The sequence below is a fragment of the Aeribacillus sp. FSL k6-2211 genome (genome assembly GCF_037966125.1).
Lineage (GTDB): Bacteria > Bacillota > Bacilli > Bacillales > Aeribacillaceae > Aeribacillus > Aeribacillus composti.
Genome location: NZ_CP150190.1, coordinates 1,357,602 through 1,378,761, shown reverse-complemented (window position 1 = coordinate 1,378,761; position 21,160 = coordinate 1,357,602). Strand labels below are relative to the sequence as shown.

The 21,160-nt window shown below is 39.2% G+C and carries 16 protein-coding genes and 1 pseudogene; 3 read left to right on the top strand and 14 right to left on the bottom strand.

Annotated features, from left to right (window positions below; genetic code table 11):
* Positions 1-23 precede the first annotated feature (23 nt).
* The 7 genes from NSU19_RS06740 to NSU19_RS06710 form a co-directional block, all read right to left on the bottom strand.
* Entirely contained in the window at positions 24-425 is a 402-nt protein-coding gene (locus NSU19_RS06740; protein ID WP_339199403.1) for a thioesterase family protein, read from the bottom strand.
* Positions 426-436: 11 nt separating this feature from the next.
* Positions 437-1,285 (bottom strand): fumarylacetoacetate hydrolase family protein, encoded by an 849-nt coding sequence (locus NSU19_RS06735; RefSeq protein ID WP_063386379.1) that lies wholly within the window; start codon positions 1,283-1,285, stop codon positions 437-439.
* Positions 1,286-1,331: 46 nt separating this feature from the next.
* Positions 1,332-2,447 (bottom strand): cupin domain-containing protein, encoded by a 1,116-nt coding sequence (locus tag NSU19_RS06730; RefSeq protein ID WP_066251654.1) that lies wholly within the window; start codon positions 2,445-2,447, stop codon positions 1,332-1,334.
* Positions 2,448-3,214: 767 nt separating this feature from the next.
* Positions 3,215-4,489, bottom strand: a complete 1,275-nt coding sequence (locus NSU19_RS06725) for a TRAP transporter large permease (RefSeq protein ID WP_066251657.1) — start codon at positions 4,487-4,489, stop codon at positions 3,215-3,217.
* 1 nt (position 4,490) lies between these two features.
* Positions 4,491-4,982: a TRAP transporter small permease gene (locus NSU19_RS06720; RefSeq protein WP_066251662.1), complete on the bottom strand. Its 492-nt coding sequence runs from the start codon at positions 4,980-4,982 to the stop codon at positions 4,491-4,493.
* Positions 4,983-4,995: 13 nt separating this feature from the next.
* On the bottom strand, positions 4,996-6,021 hold the full coding sequence (locus tag NSU19_RS06715) for a TRAP transporter substrate-binding protein (protein WP_339199400.1): 1,026 nt from the start codon (positions 6,019-6,021) through the stop codon (positions 4,996-4,998).
* A gap of 219 nt (positions 6,022-6,240) precedes the next feature.
* Positions 6,241-7,014, bottom strand: coding sequence for an IclR family transcriptional regulator (locus NSU19_RS06710; protein WP_063386385.1), 774 nt, complete (start codon positions 7,012-7,014; stop codon positions 6,241-6,243).
* Between the two features lie 357 nt (positions 7,015-7,371).
* On the opposite strand from NSU19_RS06710, the pseudogene NSU19_RS06705 reads away from it, so the two are divergent.
* From NSU19_RS06705 to NSU19_RS06695, 3 genes and pseudogenes are all read left to right on the top strand, one after another.
* Positions 7,372-7,643: pseudogene (locus tag NSU19_RS06705) on the top strand (cupin); the annotation flags it as partial.
* A 95-nt stretch (positions 7,644-7,738) separates the two neighbouring features.
* Positions 7,739-8,929 (top strand): FAD-dependent monooxygenase, encoded by a 1,191-nt coding sequence (locus NSU19_RS06700; protein ID WP_339199397.1) that lies wholly within the window; start codon positions 7,739-7,741, stop codon positions 8,927-8,929.
* Between the two features lie 205 nt (positions 8,930-9,134).
* Positions 9,135-10,355: an MFS transporter gene (locus tag NSU19_RS06695; protein ID WP_339199395.1), complete on the top strand. Its 1,221-nt coding sequence runs from the start codon at positions 9,135-9,137 to the stop codon at positions 10,353-10,355.
* A 130-nt stretch (positions 10,356-10,485) separates the two neighbouring features.
* Here the strand turns inward: NSU19_RS06695 and NSU19_RS06690 are convergent, their stop codons facing one another.
* The 7 genes from NSU19_RS06690 to NSU19_RS06660 form a co-directional block, all read right to left on the bottom strand.
* Positions 10,486-10,980 carry a hypothetical protein gene (locus tag NSU19_RS06690; RefSeq protein ID WP_339194877.1) on the bottom strand — a complete coding sequence of 165 codons (495 nt, stop codon included), beginning with the start codon at positions 10,978-10,980 and terminating at the stop codon, positions 10,486-10,488.
* A 1,401-nt stretch (positions 10,981-12,381) separates the two neighbouring features.
* Positions 12,382-13,197, bottom strand: coding sequence for a metallophosphoesterase (locus NSU19_RS06685; RefSeq protein WP_327874004.1), 816 nt, complete (start codon positions 13,195-13,197; stop codon positions 12,382-12,384).
* Positions 13,198-13,582: 385 nt separating this feature from the next.
* Complete coding sequence (gene htpG, locus NSU19_RS06680; RefSeq protein WP_339199392.1) at positions 13,583-15,457, bottom strand: molecular chaperone HtpG; 1,875 nt, start codon at positions 15,455-15,457, stop codon at positions 13,583-13,585.
* 304 nt (positions 15,458-15,761) lie between these two features.
* Complete coding sequence (locus NSU19_RS06675; protein WP_063386390.1) at positions 15,762-16,232, bottom strand: DUF1641 domain-containing protein; 471 nt, start codon at positions 16,230-16,232, stop codon at positions 15,762-15,764.
* Positions 16,225-19,170 (bottom strand): formate dehydrogenase subunit alpha, encoded by a 2,946-nt coding sequence (gene fdhF / locus NSU19_RS06670; RefSeq protein WP_144597505.1) that lies wholly within the window; start codon positions 19,168-19,170, stop codon positions 16,225-16,227. Before fdhF ends, NSU19_RS06675 begins: the two co-directional genes overlap by 8 nt.
* 12 nt (positions 19,171-19,182) lie before the next feature.
* A complete protein-coding gene (gene fdhD / locus NSU19_RS06665) occupies positions 19,183-19,971 on the bottom strand; it encodes a formate dehydrogenase accessory sulfurtransferase FdhD (protein WP_063386392.1) in 789 nt (262 codons plus the stop codon).
* A gap of 400 nt (positions 19,972-20,371) precedes the next feature.
* The gene (locus tag NSU19_RS06660; RefSeq protein ID WP_327863096.1) at positions 20,372-21,160 is read right to left on the bottom strand and encodes an ABC-2 family transporter protein; all 789 of its coding nucleotides are present in this window, start codon (positions 21,158-21,160) and stop codon (positions 20,372-20,374) included.

The following is a 21,160-nucleotide window of genomic DNA, read 5'->3' as shown; positions in this document are numbered from 1 at the left end:
CAACCTTTGCCTTCAGCTTAAAATTAAGACAAAAGGATGTTTTTGACATGTTCAGGAACAGGCACTGCTTTTGGCCGATCTTCTGCGACAGATGTCCATGCTCTCACTTCATGGCCTTCTGCTACAACTTGATCCCCTTTTTTAAACGTATGCTTGATTTTGAAAACTTTGTTGTTAACTTCTACTACTTCAGAATGGACAGCTACCTCATCATCATAAAGAAGAGGTGATTTAAACCGGCAAAATGCTTCCAAAAGCGGTGTAATGATCTTTTCATCCGATTGCAGCTTCGCCACAGGAAAGCCTGCGGAGCGCAGCAATTCATGCGAGGCTTGATCCATCCATCGGTAAAAATTCGGGTAAAACACGATGCCAGCAGCGTCTGTATCTCCCCACACTACTCTATACGTATAAATATTTTTCATGTTTCCACCTTCTAATTCTCATCTGCAAATTTCACGTTTACGGAAAATTCCCCCACACTTCCAACTTGAATGCGGACGACATCTCCATCACGGATCGGTCCGACACCTTCAGGAGTTCCGGTTGCGATAATATCCCCAGGGTTTAATGTCGAATAAGTCGAGGCGACTTCCAAACATTTGTAGCAATCATAAATTAAATGCTTCGTGCTTCCGTCCTGGCGCAATTCTTCATTGACCCAGAGCTTCAATGAAAGATCATTTGGATTTTCAATCTCATCAGCCGTCACGATCCATGGACCGATCGGTGTGAATGTATCAAAAGATTTTCTCCATGTTCTCTCTTCATTTCCCCGGATGGAAATGTCCAATAAGGCGAAATAGCCGAAAATATAATCTTTTGCATCTTCATATTTAACATTTTTCGCTTTTTTGCCGATGACATATCCGAGTTCTGCTTCATGATCTGTTCTTCTGTCTTTAAATGGAAGCAAAATCGGATCGGACGGACCTGAAACAGATGACGGAGCTTTTAAGAACAGCGCAAGTTCTTCAATCGTTCTCGGAGCGTTGTTAAATTGTTTGTTCATCTCCTCTTGGTGCTTTTTATAGTTAACAGGAGCAGCCCATATTTTGCTTGGTGAAGGGACAGGCGCTCTAAAAACTACTTCTTCAAGATCGTACTGTTTTCCTTCTTGAGCTGCCTTTTCCAGTGTATCTTTTAATGAATCAAAATTTTCCATCAGCCTTACTAATGATTCATGCGGCTTTGTTTGATCCCAGTCAGCGGTAGTTGTTACATCTGAAACTTTTTGGCCTGCTACGATTCCTAATCGATTATCATTAAAAATGGCAATTTTCATAGGCACACTCCTCACTTAAATCGCTTCTGCACAATTTTTAATCTATTTACGGGCCTGGAGTAAATACTTTTTCAATTTTTTGATGTCCTTCCGGATGGGCCTCTTCATATTCTAATCCAAGAATGTCCATAACCGGCTTATCATTGAATGAGAACAAATAGGCGTCCTCCGATCCTTCATTGACATGCTCATGCCAGCTCCACGGCGGCAGAATGAAGAAGTCTCCTCTTTCCCATTCAAATTTTTGTCCGTTAATGACTGTATATCCTTTTCCTTCAAGAACATGGTAAATGGCGCTGTGCACATGGCGATGCGCTTTCGTATGCTGGTTCGGCAGCAATCTTTGCATCATCGAACCGATTCTTTCATCTGCCGATCCTCCTGTTGTCGGATTGATGTATTCAATCGCATAGCCATCATACGGATCTTCGTTTTCCTTTGGCGATTTACTCATTTGCTCTAAAACATATTTAGCGCGCTCCCATTTGTAGCCAATAATAGGAGACGGATACCCAGGCTTTTCTTTTTTGCCTTTCGGGACAAACGCACCTTTTGCAAATTTTTCAGTTGAATAATTTTCAGGCGGCTGTTCAGGATAAAATCCATTTTCATAAGGCTCGAAGAAAGAAGCAGCCAAATTTTTCACAAGTCCTACATCCAAACCGTCCAGCCAAATCATCGGTTCAGTTCCTTCATGTTTATGTTCATGCCATGTCCATGCAGGAGTAAGAATCATATCTCCCCGTTCCATGTACACTTTTTCCCCATTCACAGCTGTATAAGCTCCAGAACCTTCAATAATAAAACGGATCGCTCCTTGAGAATGGTGGTGCGAAGGAGCAAATTCTCCCGGCAGCAATAGCTGGATTCCGGCGTACAACGTATGTGTTCCATATCCGACTAATCCATGTTTTAATAGATTAGGATTTTGCAAATAAACAACGCGCCGCTCAGCATCTTTTCCAGGTTCTAAAATTTCTCCCGCCTTCATAACATAATCGCGGATCGTTTTCCACTTCCATAAATATGGCTCCACATCATGAACAGGCTCTTTTGTCACCATGTGTCCTAAATCATACCATAGCGGACCTAAATAACTATTTTTCATCCCATCGTAATATTCTTTTAATTCTGTGTCCGTGATGACTTCTTTTTTGCTCATAGGAAACCCTCCCGAAAAATAAAATTGATCCAAAACTAATGATCATGTATGCGTTTCCATCAATCCTAAAAAAATAAAATTTTTTATTTGTTCCTGATATAGGGAACTTAATTACTTAATTCGATATTAAAAAATAAAATTAATATTGTCAATAGTCAGAATTTATTTTCTAAAAACTGGGCGGATACCTCACTCAGCAGTGCCCGTGCATTCTTTCCTCATTTCAATTCATCTGCTTAATATTTGTCATCACGCTAAAAAAAGGCTTACAGAAAGTTTCGTTCTATTAAACTTTCATGCAAGCCTCATTTGTTTTGATTATAATCTTTTCCAAATTTCTTCTCTGACCGATACTTTCCATCAACGCCAGCTTCTGCATATGACCTGCATAATGTGATGGATGCTTGATAGTTGTCATAATATGAGACGGCTCGAAATTTAGATTTTCCTCTACCCCTTTGCAAATGATTGGTAAAAAGCGCTTTTAATCTTGTGAATGAACCTCATACACGACAAATATAGGAATGGTTTTTCCTTCAATTTGTGCAAACTGTTTAGCAGTTTCAAGAAAAACCGATATTCCTCGCTGCATCTATTTTTCTGCACAAAGGAAAATGCATCTTTAAAGAAAAACTCTCTAATACTTCCAGCTTTTTGTCTTTCCAATAAACAAAAACAAACCCGCTCTTTCTTGAATACGGGTTTGTCCCAAAATCAAACGTTTATCGAAATGTCCAGAAATCTTTGAAACTAGAGCTAATGGGCAATTATTTGATTATATTCGGAAGCCAAAGAACCATCTGCGGCCAATAAGTAATGATGAACAGTGCAATAATGGACACGACCAAAAATGGCAAAATGGCTTTCGTTAAGGCTTCCAGCTTGACATTTCCCAACGAAGAAGCAAGGTAAAGCCCCGCTCCAACTGGAGGTGTAAGGAGACCAATTGTTAAATTTATACAAATAATTACTCCGAAATGAATTGGATCAATTCCATAGTTTGCAATGATTGGCGTAAATATCGGTACAAGTATAATCAATGCAGCGATTCCGTCCATAAACATTCCTACAATTAATAGAAAAATATTAACTAATAGAAGAAACAGGAACGGATTTTCAGTTAAAGAAGTCATCCAGGATGCAATTGTTTGAGGAATTCTCTCAAATGAAAGCATCCAACCAAATAAATTTGCCATTGCGATGAGCATGGTAATGATAGCACTTGAAATAGCTGTATTAATCATAATAGTTGGAAGATCTTTAATTTTCAGTTCTTTATAAATAAAAAAACCGATAACTAACGCTACAACACATGCAAACGCTGCTGATTCCGTAGGAGTAAAAACACCGCTTAAAATACCGACAATAATTATAAACGGTACTAACAGTGCAGGAATCACATTCAAGAAAGATTTGAACATGACGGATATTTTAGCGCGTTCATGCGTCTGCCACTTCTGCTTGTAGCCTGTGTATGCAATTAGTAATATAAAGGCAATCCCCAATAAAACTCCAGGCATAATTCCTGCCAAAAACATTGAACCGATCGATGCTCCTGACGAAACGCCATAGATAATAAACAGCATGCTTGGCGGAATAATGGGACCTAAAAGACCTGCGGCTGCTGTCGTGGAGGCGCTAAATTCCCTTGAATATCCTTCCTTTTCCATTGAAGGCACCATAATTTTGCTCATCATAGCAATTTGAGCTGTAGCTGACCCTATAATGGATGCAAGTAGCATATTCGAAACGACATTCACATATGCCAATCCACCTTTAAAATGCCCAACAAGAGTCGTAGCAAAGCGAATTAAACGCTTTGTTATGCCGCCGGAATTCATTAACTCCCCTGCCATCATAAACAGCGGAATCGCAAGTAGACCGTAACTTTCAAGGCCTGAATATAACCGTTGGGGCGCTGTTGATAACAAACCCGTATTTCCAGTTAACAATATATAGAGAATCGTCGTGATTCCAAGTACAAAAGCAATCGGTACTTGTAAAAGGAGGAGAATAATAAAGATTAACAGTGCGATAGCCATATTACAATGCCTCCTTTTTGCCTTGGAAATTTTTTAAAATCAAATCGAGCGAATGAATGCTAATAAAGAAAAAACTAACAGGTACGCTCAAATATGGAATAATCATCGGCAATTGCATCGAATTGGAGCGTTGAATCATTATATTAGATGATGACAACCACATGACAGATAAATAGAAAATATACAAGGCGAAAAGAAGGACGGAAAGCAAACTGATGCCAAACAAAACTTTTTTTGTTTTTCCAGTCATTTTATCCATAAAAAGAGTAACGGCAGCAGAATTCTGCCGTTTAATACTCATGCTTCCCCCAATAAAAGTTAACCATGCTAACGAAAAAATGGCGGTTTCGTCTGACCAGTTTAAAGGAGAGCTTAAGACATAGCGATAGAAAACACCTAAAGATAATGAAACGAGCATTAAAATGCATAAAATGATCGCCAAAATTTTTTCAATACTGTGTAAGATTTCACTCAGACTATGGATAAACTTCATAAAAACTCCTCCGTTATTGTTTCGCTTCCTCTAAAAACTTTTTAATAACCGGTGATTTTTCAGCATATTTGTCCTTCACTTCTTTTGCGATCGAATCAAAAGCAGAGGTATCGGTAAGTTCTTTTACTTTAACTCCATGCTTTTTTAATTCCTCCAAGTTCTTATTCTCTCGTTGAATTGCTTGTTGAACACCCCAATCTGCTGCTGCTTTTAATGCTTTTTTCACAATTTCTTGATCTTCAGTCGTTAGCTTGTCATATGTTTTTTGACTCATCACAATAACAGATGGGAACGTTATATGGTTTGTCAACGTTAAATTTTCAGCATTTTCATAATATTTTTCCGTTACTAACGCATCTAAATCAATGTCAATTCCATCGATGACACCAGTTTGCAAAGAAGTATATACTTCAGAAAGCGGCATTGCGGTTGGACCAGCGCCGACTTTTTCCAAAAATTCCTGAATAGCCGGGCTGCCAATAATGCGAATTTTTTTCCCTTTCAAGTCTTGCGGAGAAGAGACATGCCCGTTTTTCATCAAAATGTGGCGGTTTCCGGCAAAAATAAAATCAAGTCCGACAAGCCCTTGTGAATTCAGATCCTCCAACATCTGCTTTGCAGCTTCCGATTCTCTCATTTTCACCGCTTCTTCTAAATTTTTAAACGTGAATGGCATAAACCAAGCGTTTAATGAATCTTGGCGCGTACTCATATAAGCGTTTGTCAGAAAACCAAAATCTAATGAGCCAGTTTCAAGCTGCTGTGCCATATCTTTTTCCAGTCCGAGCTGAGAAGCAGGGTAAATTTCCAGTTTCATTCTTCCGTCTGAAAGCTTTTCCAGCTCTTCCCCGAATTTCAAAGCAGTTTGATGCCAGACGTGAGATTCTTGTGTCACATGGCTTACTTTAAAAGTGTATACGTCACCGCCTTTTTCAGAGCTTTTCTCATCCCCGTTTGCGTTATTGCCGCTGCATGCTGAAAGAATGATGACTAAAATGGACAGCATGACAAGCAACCTCATAATTCTCATTTTCTTCATGTAAAAATCCCCCTTTTTTAAATCAACTTTGTTAATAAAAGTTTGCAGGTACCAAAAAATGAAACGCTTTCAATAATAAACATTAAAAAACATTTATTATTGAAATAGTGAATTCGTTTCATTTATATTATAATTTATCTGCTCTCTATGTCAAACCATTTTTAATATTTATTATTTTCTAATAATTAAAAATAAAAAAGCAGCTTTCCAGCTAGAAAGCTACTTCCCGCTTTTAAATCCAAAGGATTCAGATAATTCGCGAGCGCATTTTATGACGTATTGGCTCACTTCATCCGTCGGCTTATGCGGGATCAGCTTCGTGAAGCCTACCAATGTTATGGAGGCTACAAGATCATGATTAAAATCTAAAATCGGCACACTAAATGACGAAACGTGCTCCACTAAAGGCTCTGCTGCGTAAGCAAAGTACGTTTTTTCAATTTCAACTTGCTCCTTTTCAAATTCCTTCCGTTGTTCTTCCGTCAATTTGCTTAACTCTTTTAACTTCCATTCCTTAATCTCAATTTCAGGCGTTTTGTTGAAAACAGCGAAAATTTTCCCTGTGGCAGACATTAAAGGCAGCCGTGTTCCAATTTGCGCTCCGATATTTAGACCGTAGTTGGCATTCCAAATATTTGCGATAACCGGCCCTTCATGCGTCCAAACTGTAAGCAGCGATGTTTGGGCTGTGTAGCGGCTGATATCTCTTAAGTACGGCGTCACCCTGCCGATCACATCTTTGCTGCCAATTGCAGCCGAACAGTATTGAATAAATTTTCCTCCCAATGAATATGTTCCATGTCTTTTATCCCGATACAACAATCCAAGCTGCGTCAATGTGTTCAAATATTTATAGAGGTTGCTTTTTGTAATGCCGGACAACTCCTGAATTTCCGTAAATTTTAACGGATGATCATTGTTTGCAATAATCTCTAAAATTTGCACGCCAGTTTGCAACGATTGAATGATTTGTACGTTTTTTTGCTGCTGCATTTCTCTTCCCCTTTTAATCCATTTTTTAACCCAATATCCAAATTCTTTTATAAACATGAATGTAACAAGGAACTTTGAAAAAATCAAACACAATAAAATAACTGAAAAATTTTTATTTTATTAAAGTTGACAATTTTAAAATATTTATTTATTTTTATTATTAAATAACAATGTTATCTAATAGTGGATTTTATGACCCGAAAGTGAAAGGCTAACACTACCATTTTTCAAAACATTGAATGCGCTTCCAATTTTTCATTAGTCACGTTTTCTAGTAACACAGGTCAAGAGTAGGCGCCGTTAAAAATTTAAGCAAAATGTATTGCCTAAGGAATGCTTTTAGGCCATACAATTTTCCCGACTATTGCTGCATGGATGCAAAAGCTTCCGAAAGGGTTCCATTCGAACGCCCATAGACATATGCACACATCGATTTATCATGCTCCGTTATACGATCATTGACGGCACTCGATTTAACTGGGAAAAAGGAGATTTTTTCGTTGTCCCGAACTGGTCGTGGCATGAACACGTTGCAGAAGAAGAAAGCTATTTTATTCTCAACAAATGATTTGCCAATACTTGAAGAAACGTTTGAGCAGTCAAAACGGTTATCAAGAAGTAAAAGATAGTTTACACCAGCCTTATAAATTGAATTTTGTAAAAAGTGAACTTGAAGCAATTGTCGATTCATTTCATTTTTCATTCTAATAAGGGGGATCAATATATGAAAAGCAGTCAAACAGATTTAATCATTGTCGGCGGGGGGATAGGCGGTCTTTCGGCTGCTCTAGCGGCAGCGGAAGCCGGAAAAACTTCATTAGTTTTAGAAAGAGCTCCTCAGTTTGGTGAGGTCGGAGCAGGCATTCAATTGGCTCCAAATGCAACCGCTGTGCTGAAACGATTTGGAGTCATGGAGGAAATTTCAAAAGTTGCTGTATTTCCAAAACGTCTTGTGCTAAAAGATGTTTATACGGCAAAAGAGTTGTCAGCAATGGACCTTGGCGAAGCATTCAAAGCCCGATACAAACATCCGTATCTCGTTTTGCACCGTTCGGATCTCCACCGAATTTTGCTTGAAGCTTGCAAGAAAACAGGTATGGTCCGCTTCAAAAACAACCAAACAATTGAGACTGTCAAGCAAGAACATGACGTTGTTTCTGTTTACAGCCAAAGCGGAGAAATGTTCACGGCTGATGCCGTCATCGGAGCAGACGGACTTTGGTCAAAGCTTAGAAAATATTTCGTTGATGACGAACCCATTTGCTCTGAATATGTTGCTTACAGAGGAACCATACCGATTTCCGAAATTTCAAACGCAAACTTAGACGATGTCGTCATGTGGATCGGCCCTTATTTGCATTTAGTACAATATCCAGTAAGACGCGGAGAGCTTTATAATCAAGTGGTCGTGTTTAAATCTTACAATTATAAGGCAAATTCCGATGATTGGGGCACACCTGAAGAAATGGACAGACGATTTAAAGGATGCCATCCGGATGTGAAAAATGCCTTAACATTTATACAACGGCAAATTCGCTGGCCGATGTATGACAGGCTGCCAATTAACAATTGGACAAAAGGGAAGGTTACATTGCTTGGCGATGCAGCTCATCCTATGCTGCAATATTTAGCTCAAGGAGGCTGCCAGGCGCTTGAAGATGCTTCTTATCTTGCAGATATGCTCAAAAAATATCCGGACAGCTATGAGCAAGCATTCGCCGATTTTCAGAAAGAGCGGCTGCCGCGTACAGCAAAAGTACAAACGAGCGCTCGGACATGGGGTGAAATTCTTCATACTGAAGATCCTGTTGCAACATTGCTCAGAAACACTATTTTTGAACAAAGAACTCCACAAGACTATGAAGTGGCCGATTTCCTTTATAGCTATGACAAAACGACTAAACAAATCAATTAATATATGAATAGAGAAGCCTGACGTAAAAATTTGATCTCATAAAAAATATTTTAATAGAAAGCGGTGAAAAACAATGGATAGCCTTCGTTTCACCGCTTTCTTCATACCATTTGCACGATTCTTTTATTTTTTTAAAAAAAGGTGTACAATTAGTTTGTTGTTTAAAAAGTCTGAAAAAATGATTTTTTTCAAAGAAGGGACAAATATGGAAGAAGCAAAATTATGGACGAAAAATTTTTTTAGTATTTCAATTTGTAATTTTTTTCTTTTTATGAACTATTATTATTTGCTGGTCACCTTGCCGATCTTTGTCATTCAAGATTTAAAAAGCAGCGAAGCTGAGGCTGGCTTAATAGCAATGGTTTATTTATTTGCTGCAATCGTGACTCGCCCGTTCGTCGACCAATTTATGGAGAAACTTGGAAAACAAAAAATGTTGATTATTTCCTTGGTCATTTTCTTGATCGCATCTATTTCTTATTTGTTTGTGAGCTCGATTGTCTTATTATTGATCATTCGTTTTCTTCATGGAATTGGTTTTGGGATTGCGACAACCGCAACAGGTGCGATTGTGGCAGATATCGTTCCGGAATCGAAAAAAGGAGAAGGAATGGGATATTTTATTTTATCTTCCAATGTCGCCATGGTGATTGGACCGTTTTTAGGGCTTACCTCGTTAGATCATTGGGGTTCTTTTGTCATGCTCGTCATTGCCCTTATTTGTTCCGTTGGGGCGCTTTTGACCGGGGGAATAGTTAACCTGCATGAAATGAAGCCGAAACTAAATAAAAGAGAACTTTTCAAAGTGAATTTCAGCTTTGAAAAACTTGTAGAGGTATCAACATTCCGCATTGCGTTGATTGCTGCCTTTTTAGCTTTTGCTTATTCGACTGTATTATCGTTCGTCTCCGTTTTTGCGGAAAAAATGAATCTTGGCGCCGGTTCGAATTTATTCTTCGTCGTGTATGCAATCGTTTTGCTCATTTCCCGGCCGTTTACCGGAAGGTGGTTTGACCGATACGGCGCAAATGTCATTGTTATCCCATGTATCGTTTCATTTGCCTTCGGATTATTTATATTGAGCATGGCAAATACATCCTTCATCTATTTGTTAAGTGCAGTATTTATCGGTCTTGGATGGGGAACCTTGTTTCCAAGCTTCCAAACAATGGCTATACAAATTGTCCCTCCACAGAGAAGAGCGGCTTCTCTCAGCACCTTTTTATCGATCTTCGACATCGGCATCGGCCTCGGATCGTTTTTAACTGGAGCAGTTGTTGTGTTTACTGGATTTACATCTTTATATTTTTACACTTCGCTTTATGTGTTGGTAGGTTTAGTTTTATATTGCCTCTTTGTACAGCATCGTTTTGCCAGAAAGCCGAAAAGTTTGGAGCACGATCGAAAATCTTCTCTTCAACAATAGCCCCCTTTAAGCAATGGGGGCTTTATCATTGCTTTAATCCTATTTACTCTGAGATTTTATCTAGTTGAATTAATCATCATCAGTGCTTTTTGGGGGTTATTGTTAGAAATATTGCAGCTAACCAGACTCACTATTTTGCAGCAAAATTTTCTGATGACGCCTCCTGTTCGATATATTGTTTAACTAATTTATAGCAATCATCAATATGTTTATTTCCTAAATATTTCATCGTTGCAAAGCTAATCCCGGCCGAAACCCCTATTCCAATGAGAGGAATAAGTTTGCTCGTCTGTTTTGCCGCCATCCGGGTTGCAGCTTTTTTCACCAAGCTCAGCACCAATTTTTTGCCAATTGTTCTTCCGATGAGTTCATTTCCTAATGAAGTTGCCAGTACGATAATGAGCTCTTTTGTTTTCGCATCCAATTGATCAACTTGCTCTTTTGATAAACCAAACTTTTGATTAATTTCATTTAGCAGATCTTTCACAAGTGCAGCATCCACCGTCACATCAATACCCGGAATTGGAACAGCTGCAGCAATAGCAGAAACAGATGAACGTCTATTCACTAATTTACGGCATTCTTCCCGAATTTGATCCAATTGATCGATCGTTTTTGGCAGCATTAAAAAACCTCCGTTCCTAAATCATTTCTTCTGTCATCGCTTCAATGACTGCGTCGCTATGTAAAAAGAAGGCGACAAATTTAATCACCAGCCAATTCAAAGGGAAACGGCAATAAGAACGTTGCAGCCGCAAATATTTTTGAAATCTTTACTTTCTCCCTTTAAAGCTCCTGCTAAAGCTTGCGATTAGAAATAGTTTTTGCTTTTTCTCCATTAAATACCCCAATCGTGAAAAAAATCTTTTCTCCGCCTCCTTATAGGAAGAGTATACCATGTTTATAGGCGTTCAGAAATAAAGTCATCGACAAAAAAACCGGAGAAACGAATGAAAGGATGAAGTTAAAAAACTAATAAGCGCTCACAAAAAATTTTTTGTGAACTCAAGATCGTTGAAAATTCCGATTGATCAACACGCTGAACAATGGAAAAGCAGCAAGTATTGTTTATTCAATTTTACAATGGGAGCAAAAGGTGTGATTGCTTTATATTTTTTCATCGATTCATGCATTTCTATTAGAGGAAAAGCGTAAATTTAACTTTAGTTATTAGCAAATGTGGATCTTAGTAGATTCTGTGATTAACCTTTTATAAATAACAAATAAACGGAAAGCTGACTTTATTAAAGATACAAGAAAAAAAACTCTTTTTTGCAAAATCGAGTAGGAGGGAGCGATTAACTCCCGTCCTCTCACACCACCGTACGTACGGTTCCGTATACGGCGGTTCAATTAAGATAATTGACGCAAGTCTTTATAACTTCCGTGAATAGCTGTTCTCTTTATGCCAGTGGTCACTCCACCCTCCAAGAGATCTCCCACGGGATTCACCGCTTCCTCCCTCAAGTGAGGTACTACGTTTTCTGTGTTCATCATGACTCACTGAATGCCAAGGGCTATTCTCTCTTAATTGTTCGGTCCTTCTTAGTTGTTCTAGACCAACTAATACTATGACCTCTGCTGACTTCTGACTGTTCAGCTATCTATCACTAGATAGGTTACCAAGGTTACTTGGCGTGCCAGCCAGACCTCCCCGGGTAAGAGTGTAATCTTTCCTTCCATCCATCTGCTTCATTTACTCTGTATCACCTTCGGCAGAAAGGGCTTTGTTTTGTCTTGCAAACTCACCCAGTGATACCTAGCCTCATATGAAGTTCGTGTTCCTCAGACCGGAAGTTTGCCGCTCGCTTCCTTCAGATTCCGCGTCACCACGGACACCCTTGCGTTAAGCTAACTGCTACTTCTGCCTTCGCAGCTCGGGACTTTCACCCTATAGATTACACCCATGCCGGGCGCACAAGAAAAAAGCAGGAGTTCATCCTGCTTTAGCTATTGAATCATCTTCAACATTGTAGGGAAAACTTCACAATCTTAACATTACAATTTTAGAGATATGTTAAAAATACTATGAAAATTGATGAAACGTAATTTCAGGGCGGCTGCCAATTCGGATGTTCACTCCTGTTTGTCCTAGGCCTTCGCTAATATAAAACGGCCGCTCGTTATGGTAATGGAGTCCTTTAATAATGTTCATTCTTGGAAGCTTGCCTTTGTAAAAAAGATGGTACGGCTTTGGCAAATTGATTTGTCCGCCGTGGAAATGACCGGACAGCAAGTAATCAAACGGAATGTTTTCCATTTCAAGAATAACGCTTGGATCATGGGTCAGCACTAATCGCATTCCTTCTTCTACTCCGTGAAAAGCTTTTTGAACATAACTGCGGTTTGTCGTGTAATCATCAATGCCAATAATATTCAAGCATTCTTCTTCAAGCTGAATGGTCACGTGCTCATTTTGTAATGTCTTTATCCCGTAATGCTGCAGCATTTTTTTCAAAGTTTCAAAGTCTTCTTCCTTTAAAACATAATCGTGATTGCCGAACACAGCATACGTGCCGTACGTTGGATTTGTTTTTCTCAATACTTCCAAGTATGCGGAAAGTTTTGGGATGCTTCTCTTCCGGTCGAGAAAATCACCTGTCAGTGCAATAAGATCAATTGGTTCTGCTGAAATCAGCTCATCTAATTCCTTTGGGCTGATCGATAAGTTTTCTAGGTGTAAATCAGATAGATGGAGTATTTTTATATTCTTTGCAGAAGCTTTCCTATCGGGGCAGCGAACTGTGATTTTCTTAACAGCTACATCCTTTGTATTTTTACTTCCTTTTATTAAAAAAAATATGAAAAGTCCAAGAAAAAATAATATAACAAAAAATAGCATAACCAAACTCCTCTCTCCCCAAAGTATAACGAACTTTCTCAAACGATCCTAGTGGGAGTTAAAGGAATTTGAAAAAAAACTCTTAGCTGCAAAAGAGCTCAAACTATTAACAAACCTGCCTTCCGCCTCTGCCGGAAAGACAGGTTTGCCTTTCTTAATTATTTTGCGCATGTCCATACGTTAAAAGCTAAAACAAGCATTCATTTTCATATCTGCGAAATCCATCCGCTGCTGCCTTGCTGCTCTTTTGCATCAGTCAATCGGTTCTTTGTGCTTCTTTATCTATAAATCGTGCACCTTTCAGCCAGCTAAGTTTTTCCGGTTGTGGCGCTGAACTCTGCAAATTGTTCAAGCTTTGACAAATCGCTAGATGTGCCCTGGATTTTTAAGAAACCATAATTTTACAAATGTCATTTGTAAACTCAACAGGATCTTGGACTGGCAGGCCTTCAATTAGCAAAGCCTGATTATATAAAATGTTTGTGAACAGCTTCAGCTTCTCTTGATCGTTTTCATACGCTGCTTTTAGCGTTTGAAAGACTTCGTGATCTGTATTAATTTCAAGCACTTTCTCCGCTTTAATGTTTTGGCTGTTCGGCATAGCATTTAACACTTTTTCCATTTCAATAGTGATTTCGCCGTCTGTTGATAAACAAACAGGATGTGTTTTTAACCGTTTTGATGCTCGCACATCCTTTACTTTATCACCCAAAATGCTTTTCATTTGTTCGAACAGCTCTTTATGTTCTTTTTCAGTTTCTTTTTTGTTTTCTTCTTCGCTAATTCCTAAGTCGCCGCTGGAGACTGATTTAAATTCTTTCTCTTTATATGTCATTAACATTTTGATCGCAAATTCATCGATATCCTCTGTCAAATACAAAATTTCATAGCCTTTATCTGCAACCAGCTCAGTTTGCGGCAGCTTTTCAATTCGTTCATACGAATCGCCCGTTGCATAATAAATATATTTTTGCTCCTCAGGCATTCTTGATACATATTCTTGCAGGGTGACAAGTTTTTTCTCCTTTGAAGAGTAGAACATAAGCAAGTCTTGCAATGTTTCTTTATTTGCGCCGAAATCGCTGTAAACGCCATACTTTAATTGTCTGCCAAATGCTTCATAAAACTTTTCATATTTTTCTCTTTCATTTTTTAATAGGTTTTCTAGTTCGCGTTTAATTTTGTTTTGAATGTTTTTCGCAATGATTTTCAATTGCTTGTCATGCTGGAGCATCTCTCTTGAAATATTTAACGATAGGTCCTCAGAATCAACCATTCCTTTAACGAAGCTGAAGTAGTCAGGCAGTAAATCCGGGCACTTGTTCATAATTAACACGCCGTTGGAATACAGTTCAAGCCCTTTTTCATATTCTGCTGTATAGTAATTAAATGGCGTTTTTTCCGGAATATATAAAATCGCCTGATAGCGAACCGTCCCATCTACGCTAATATGAATATGTTTTAACGGTTTGTCAAAGCCATAATGCTTTTCGGCATAAAAGTTTTCATAATCTTCATCTGTCAGTTCACTTTTATTTTTCCGCCAAATCGGAACCATGCTGTTGATTGTTTGTTCTTCAACAACCTCTTCAAATTCGTTCTCGTTCTCATTTTTCGGTTTTTGTACTTTGACATCCATTTTGATCGGATAGCGGATGAAGTCGGAATATTTTTTAATGATTTGTTTTAACCGATATTCGTCAAGAAATTCGTCATAGTTGTCATCTTCAGTATTCTCTTTGATTTTTAGTATGATCTCCGTTCCGACCTCTTCCTTCTCATATGGTTCGATTGTAAAACCATCAGCGCCTTTTGATTCCCATTCATATGCTTGATCGCTGCCCAGCGCTTTACTGATGACAGTGACAACATCCGCAACCATAAAGGCGGCATAAAAGCCAACGCCGAACTGTCCAATAATGTCATAGCCGTCTTTTAATTCGTTTTCTTTTTTAAAGGCGAGCGACCCGCTCTTTGCAATCGTACCAAGATTTTCTTCCAATTCCTCTTTTGTCATGCCTATGCCTGTATCAACGATTGTGAGCGTCCGCTTTTCTTTATTTGGAATAACTTTTATGTAGTATTGATCCTTTTGAAAGGTTAACGAATCATCAGTCAGTGCTTTGTAATAAATTTTATCAATCGCATCGCTTGCATTTGAAATTAACTCTCTCAAAAAAACTTCCTTTTTTGTATAAATGGAGTTGATCATCATTTCTAATAACCTTTTCGACTCGGCTTGAAACTCTTTTTTTTCCATGACCGCCTCTCCTTTCTAAAAAGCGTATGTGCAAAATTAAGATAAAAATTAGCACTCTAATCAATCGAGTGCTAATCATCATTTTTTTAATAACAAATATTTAATTTTATGTCAACTCCGAATGATTGACCGCTTTGCACTTTTCTTGAGTTTTTCTTTACGAACGATAGGCAACAGTCGTTTTCGAATGAGAAGGGCTTTGTCTTTCCACATAATGGTTGCAAATTTCTTTACCAATCAGGATGTTTTTCGGCACAAAAGCATTCCCTCGCAACTTTCAAGCTTCACTTTTATTGCCAATCCTTTAAGATTTCCCCATTCCTCTTAAAAAATGAAGAAGCATAGTAATCGATCGGTTGATGTCAGGATCTTTTAAAGCCGATAGCAATTGGAAAAAAGAAGTTGTTTCTTCTTTATTGACGCTTGCCGCAGCTTCTTGTATTCCAGCATTCATTCTTGTCGTCATTACCTGCAGCTTTTCGAGATCGATTGTTCCCAGCAGCATCAACAGATTGACGATATTTTTTAAAACATCAATGTTCGGTTTTCTGCTGACTTCCTTAACCACGTTTTCTAGTACTTGATCTTTCCGCGCTAAAAGGGCATTGGCGATTTCCAGAACACCTGCATCGTGAAGCTTCCGTAAACATGCTATGCCTTCTAAAACTGCCTCTTTATTGTCTGCTAACGCTTGCTCGATTTCTAATAAATTTTGCTTTCTTTTTTCTTCTTGTGACACTTCGATTTTTTTGATGGTTGTAATTGGTTTAGCCATGTATTTTCACCTTGCTTCCGGGAAACGTGTAATCGCTGCGCTCCCATTTCTTCTCTACTTTGACCCCAATTTGCGGATTTCTTTTTCCGTTTCGATGGTTGTTTGGACGAATTGGGGAGTCTCCTTTTTCCTTCAATACGACCATTTTTACGGCAATTTCTTTATATGCCGGTGTGTTTGTATCGCGGTCAGCATGATTGCCTGTTAAACGATTAATAGCCAATTCGCCCGTATCATTCAATGGGATAAAGATTTCATGCTTTTGCACGCGATCCGTTATGTGAACAGGGCCTTTTACAGAGCCGTATTTAGAAATAAGCTTGACAATGGCTCCTTCTTGAATACGGCGTTCTTCAGCCAATTCTTTCGAAATTTCTATAAAAGCGTTCGGGGTTTTCCGGCTGATTCCTTGTGATTTATACGTCATGTTCCCTTCATGGAAATGCTCTAGCAAGCGCCCGTTGTTCACGTGAAGATCATACTCTTCATCTACATCATATAAATAATCGACTTGAAGCGGATAAAGCTGTGCCTTTCCATCGGCAAACGGGAATCGATCTTCATAAAGAAGCGGCGAGTCGGTTCCATCTTTCTCAACAGGCCATTGCAAGCTTGAAAATCCTTCTAAACGGTCATAGGAAACACCGGCAAAAAGCGGTGCGAGCGACGCCGCTTCTTCCATAATTTCTCCAGGGTGCTGATAATCCCAATTGAAGCCCAGTGCTTTCGCCAGCATACAATAAATTTGCCAATCAGGCTTCGAATCTCCAAGAGGCGGCAATGCTTCATACAATCGCTGAATCCGGCGTTCTGTATTGGTAAAAGTTCCTTCTTTTTCTAAGCTTGGGCTGGCCGGCAGCACAACATCTGCATATTGGGCCGTTTTTGTTAAAAATAAGTCCTGCACAACGAAAAATTCCAGCTTTTCAAAAGCGGCGCCGACTTGATTGATATTGGCATCGACAATCCCCATATCTTCGCCAGTCACATATAATGCCTTCAGAGCGCCTTCATGAATCGCTTTAACCATTTGATGATTGTCTTTTCCCGGATTTTTAGGCAATGTCACGCCCCAAGCTTTTTCATAACGGCTGCGGACTTTTTCATCCGCTACCTTTTCATATCCCGGGAAAAAGTTCGGCATGCTTCCAAAGTCGCTGCACCCTTGAACATTGTTATGGCCGCGCAGCGGATAGGCTCCAGTGCCCGGTTTGCCGTAATTGCCTGTCACTAATAACAAATTGGAAATGGCAGTACTCGTATCACTTCCGCGCTGCTGTTGAGTGACTCCCATCGCCCAGCAAATGACCATTGTTTTAGATTGATGAATCGTTTCAGCAACCTTGATCAGCGTGTCCTTGGAAATTCCCGTCACTTCTTCCGCATATTCTAACGTAAACGGCTCTAAGCTACTTTTATATTGTTCAAAGCCGTTCACTCGTTCTTTGATAAACTCTTCATCATGCCAATTTTGGTCAATGATGTATTTCGTTACAGCTGACAGCCAAACAAGATCCGTTCCCGGCTTTGGCCTGATAAACATATCGGCCCGCTCCGCCATTTCATGCTTTCTTAAGTCAAACACGAGCAGCTTTTGTCCATAAAGTTTTTGCGCTCGTTTGATTTTTGATGCCAAAACCGGATGCGATTCCCCTGTATTGGCGCCAATAATGATGACAAGATCAGAGGAAGCTATGTCAGAAAAAGATCCTGAATCACCGCCATAGCCGACAGTGCGAAATAGTCCGACCGTTGCTGGAGATTGACAATATCTTGAGCAATTATCAACATTATTCGTTCCTATCACTTGACGGGCAAATTTTTGCAGTAAATACGATTCTTCATTCGTTGCTTTGGAAGAAGCTATAAATCCTAAAGCATCAGGGCCATGTGCATCTTTTATTTCTTTAAACCGTTTTGCAACATATCGAATCGCCTCATCCCATTCAACTTCTTTAAAATGGTCGCCTTCCCGGATCAGCGGTTTTGTCAGCCGTTCTTCACTATTGACATAATCCCAGCCGAACTTCCCTTTTACACAAGTGGAAATTCCGTTTGCCGGCGATTCCGGTGTTGGTTCAACTTTTAAAACTTTTCTGTCTTTTGTCCATATATAAAATGAACAGCCAACTCCGCAGTATGTGCAAACTGTTTTCGTTTTCTTGATCCTTTCCTTGCGCAGCTCAGCTTCTGTATCTGAGATGGCCATTAGCGAACCGTATCCTGTTTCCACTTCCTTCGTCAAATTAATCATCGATCGTAATGTACCAGGTTCTACATTTGTTAAAAAGCCGGCTTCCCCTAACATTGATTTTTCCATTAAGGCATTGCACGGACATACAGTTACACATTGGCCGCAATTGACGCAGCTGGACTGATCAATCGGCACATCGTTGTCCCAGATCACACGAGGCTGCTCTCTGCTCCAATCAATCGTCAATGTTTCATTTACTTGAACATCTTGGCACACCTCTACACAGCGTCCGCATAATATGCATTGATTTGGGTCATATCGATAAAATGATCCTGAATAATCCACTTCATACGGTTTTGGTTGGAACGGAATACTTTGATGTTCAATGCCTAAAGCTTTAACCGTATTATGAATTGTACAATCTCCATTGTTTTTATCGCAAACTGTGCAATATAATTCATGATTTTTTAAAATTTGATCCATCGCTAATTTTTGAGATTCTTTTACTTTAGAAGTCTCTGTTTCAACAACGAGTCCTTCTTGGACTTTGTAGCTGCAGGCTCGTACAAGCTCCCCGTTCACTTCCACCATACAAGTATCACATGTTTGAATTGCGCCCAAGCTTTCATGATAACAAACGTGCGGTACATCCATTTCATGTTCGAGCAAAGCCTGCAGAAGATATTGATTTTCCCTTGCGGTTATTTCTCCCCCGTTGACCGTAATCGTTACATTTCCCACGATACGTTCCCCCTGTTATTTTGTTATTCTGTTGCTATGTGTATAAATGTTCATTTTATTTTCCCGTATAAACCCAACAGTCGTAATGTTTAAATCTTCTGCCAATTGAAGTGCCAAATTTGTTGGAGCCGATTTTGATAGAAGTATACCGCACCCAATTTTCGAAACCTTCAGCACTACCTCTGAGGAAATCCGCCCGCTGAAAGCGATTATTTTATCATTTAAAGAAATGCTTTCGTTTAGACAGAAGCCATATAATTTATCTAAAGCATTATGTCGTCCAATGTCAGAAAATGTCTTAATCAATCCCTCTTTTGAACATAATGCCGTATGATGAATGCCTCCAGTACGCTTAAAAGCCGATGAAGCTTCATTTAACATTTCCATTAACTGAAAGCATTGTGCGGCAGAAATCGTCATGCTGCTCATAATCGTTTTCGCTGTTTTCACATCATTATAAAAATAAAACTGTCGGCTTTTTCCGCAGCAGGAGCCGATAAAGCGTTTGGAAACAAACTCTTTCTTATCCCCTATCGGCTGATGCAAATGAACATAGGCAAACCCCTTATCCTCATCAATTTGAAGCGCTTTCACATCTGCTTTTATGCGGATCATCCCTTCTGAAGCTAAAAAGCCTAAAACAAGCTCCTCTACATGGGACGGCGAGCATACTAATGTGGCGAATTCCTCATTGTCCACAAAAATTGTTAACGGATACTCTATCGCAATTTCATCTATCACCACTTTCTTGTTTTGATGATCAATTTTGATTATTTCTCTTTTACAAATAATTTCTTTTTCCATAATGGGAACCTTCCTTTTTAATCACACCTCTAAAATAAAATATTCGACAGAAGCAGAAAAAATCCTTTTCTTCTTTTTTTCTCTATTTGTCCATACAAGTAAACTGTTTCACTGGAAAACCTAAGCGAGGTCAGGCTGGGAAAAATGAGGGGAGAAATATATATCTTTCAAGCGACATCGATGACTTTGGCAGACTGCTTGTTCGAAAAAATCATCCAGTGATCAATGTCTTTTATCGTGACAAACAGCTTGGGAAGAACTACTGAAAAACTGAAACCCTCTGCTTTTTCATCTATCCATCTAATAAGCTATTCGGTCATTCCTTAACCAACATCTACCGTTTGAAATTATTAGCAAATTTTTCACATTCTCTGCTGCCATTTTTCAATGCACGGAATATTTAACTGCTTGCACTTGTGTACGATCGAAGCGCATACCGCCAGAATCGGCGCGATATCCATAAGAACAGCCCGGCAAGTACAACGGATAGGATTGTTGTCATCCCGTTCCATTTTCCAAGCAAAGACAACGCCGGCGTGCTTGTAATAAAGGCAGCTGGCAAAATGTATGTGAGCACGATGCGAAGCCAGCCTCTATACATTCCGATTGGGAACCGTGTTGTTTCAAAAAATGAATTAAAAACAAACGATAGATCATCGATACGAATAACCCAAAAGGAGGTGGTCATCAGCATCATCCACAGCGCGTAAATCAGGACAAGCGAAGATCCGATACTAATAAAAAACATCACTGCATCCATTATTGTCGGCATATAATGTTTTTGTATTAACGCATAGATGATCAAGCCGATGCCAAGAAGCACATCAATTAAGCGCCAAAACACTAAATGGCGGAAGCTGACATAAAACATGCTGTCGACCGGCTTTGTCAATACATAATCAAACGTTCCCATGCGAATATGCTGCAGCAGACGGGACATGTTGGGCCGCAGGGCAAAATCAATCAATCCTTGCAGCGTATTGAATATACCAAGAAGCAGCAGAACATCCGCATATTTCCAACCGCCGAGGTTATCTGTTTGATAAAAAAATATTTGAATTGTCAAAATAGCCATCCCAATGCCAAACAAACTCGACAGGAAATTCCCTAAAAATTCACTGCGATATTCGAGCTCCTCTACTAAACAAGTCCGAAAAAATTCACAAAAAATGCGCCAATGTCTTTTCAC

Coding starts and splice junctions, on each gene's coding strand:
- NSU19_RS06735 (WP_063386379.1), bottom strand. CDS start 1,285: ATGAAAATTGCCATTTTTAATGATAATCGATTAGGAATCGTAGCAGGC.
- NSU19_RS06685 (WP_327874004.1), bottom strand. CDS start 13,197: ATGCTATTTTTTGTTATATTATTTTTTCTTGGACTTTTCATATTTTTT.
- htpG (WP_339199392.1), bottom strand. CDS start 15,457: ATGGAAAAAAAAGAGTTTCAAGCCGAGTCGAAAAGGTTATTAGAAATG.
- NSU19_RS06700 (WP_339199397.1), top strand. CDS start 7,739: ATGAAAAGCAGTCAAACAGATTTAATCATTGTCGGCGGGGGGATAGGC.
- NSU19_RS06675 (WP_063386390.1), bottom strand. CDS start 16,232: ATGGCTAAACCAATTACAACCATCAAAAAAATCGAAGTGTCACAAGAA.
- NSU19_RS06715 (WP_339199400.1), bottom strand. CDS start 6,021: ATGAAGAAAATGAGAATTATGAGGTTGCTTGTCATGCTGTCCATTTTA.
- NSU19_RS06725 (WP_066251657.1), bottom strand. CDS start 4,489: ATGGCTATCGCACTGTTAATCTTTATTATTCTCCTCCTTTTACAAGTA.
- NSU19_RS06740 (WP_339199403.1), bottom strand. CDS start 425: ATGAAAAATATTTATACGTATAGAGTAGTGTGGGGAGATACAGACGCT.
- fdhD (WP_063386392.1), bottom strand. CDS start 19,971: ATGGAAAAAGAAATTATTTGTAAAAGAGAAATAATCAAAATTGATCAT.
- NSU19_RS06695 (WP_339199395.1), top strand. CDS start 9,135: ATGGAAGAAGCAAAATTATGGACGAAAAATTTTTTTAGTATTTCAATT.
- NSU19_RS06720 (WP_066251662.1), bottom strand. CDS start 4,982: ATGAAGTTTATCCATAGTCTGAGTGAAATCTTACACAGTATTGAAAAA.
- NSU19_RS06730 (WP_066251654.1), bottom strand. CDS start 2,447: ATGAGCAAAAAAGAAGTCATCACGGACACAGAATTAAAAGAATATTAC.
- NSU19_RS06710 (WP_063386385.1), bottom strand. CDS start 7,014: ATGCAGCAGCAAAAAAACGTACAAATCATTCAATCGTTGCAAACTGGC.
- NSU19_RS06690 (WP_339194877.1), bottom strand. CDS start 10,980: ATGCTGCCAAAAACGATCGATCAATTGGATCAAATTCGGGAAGAATGC.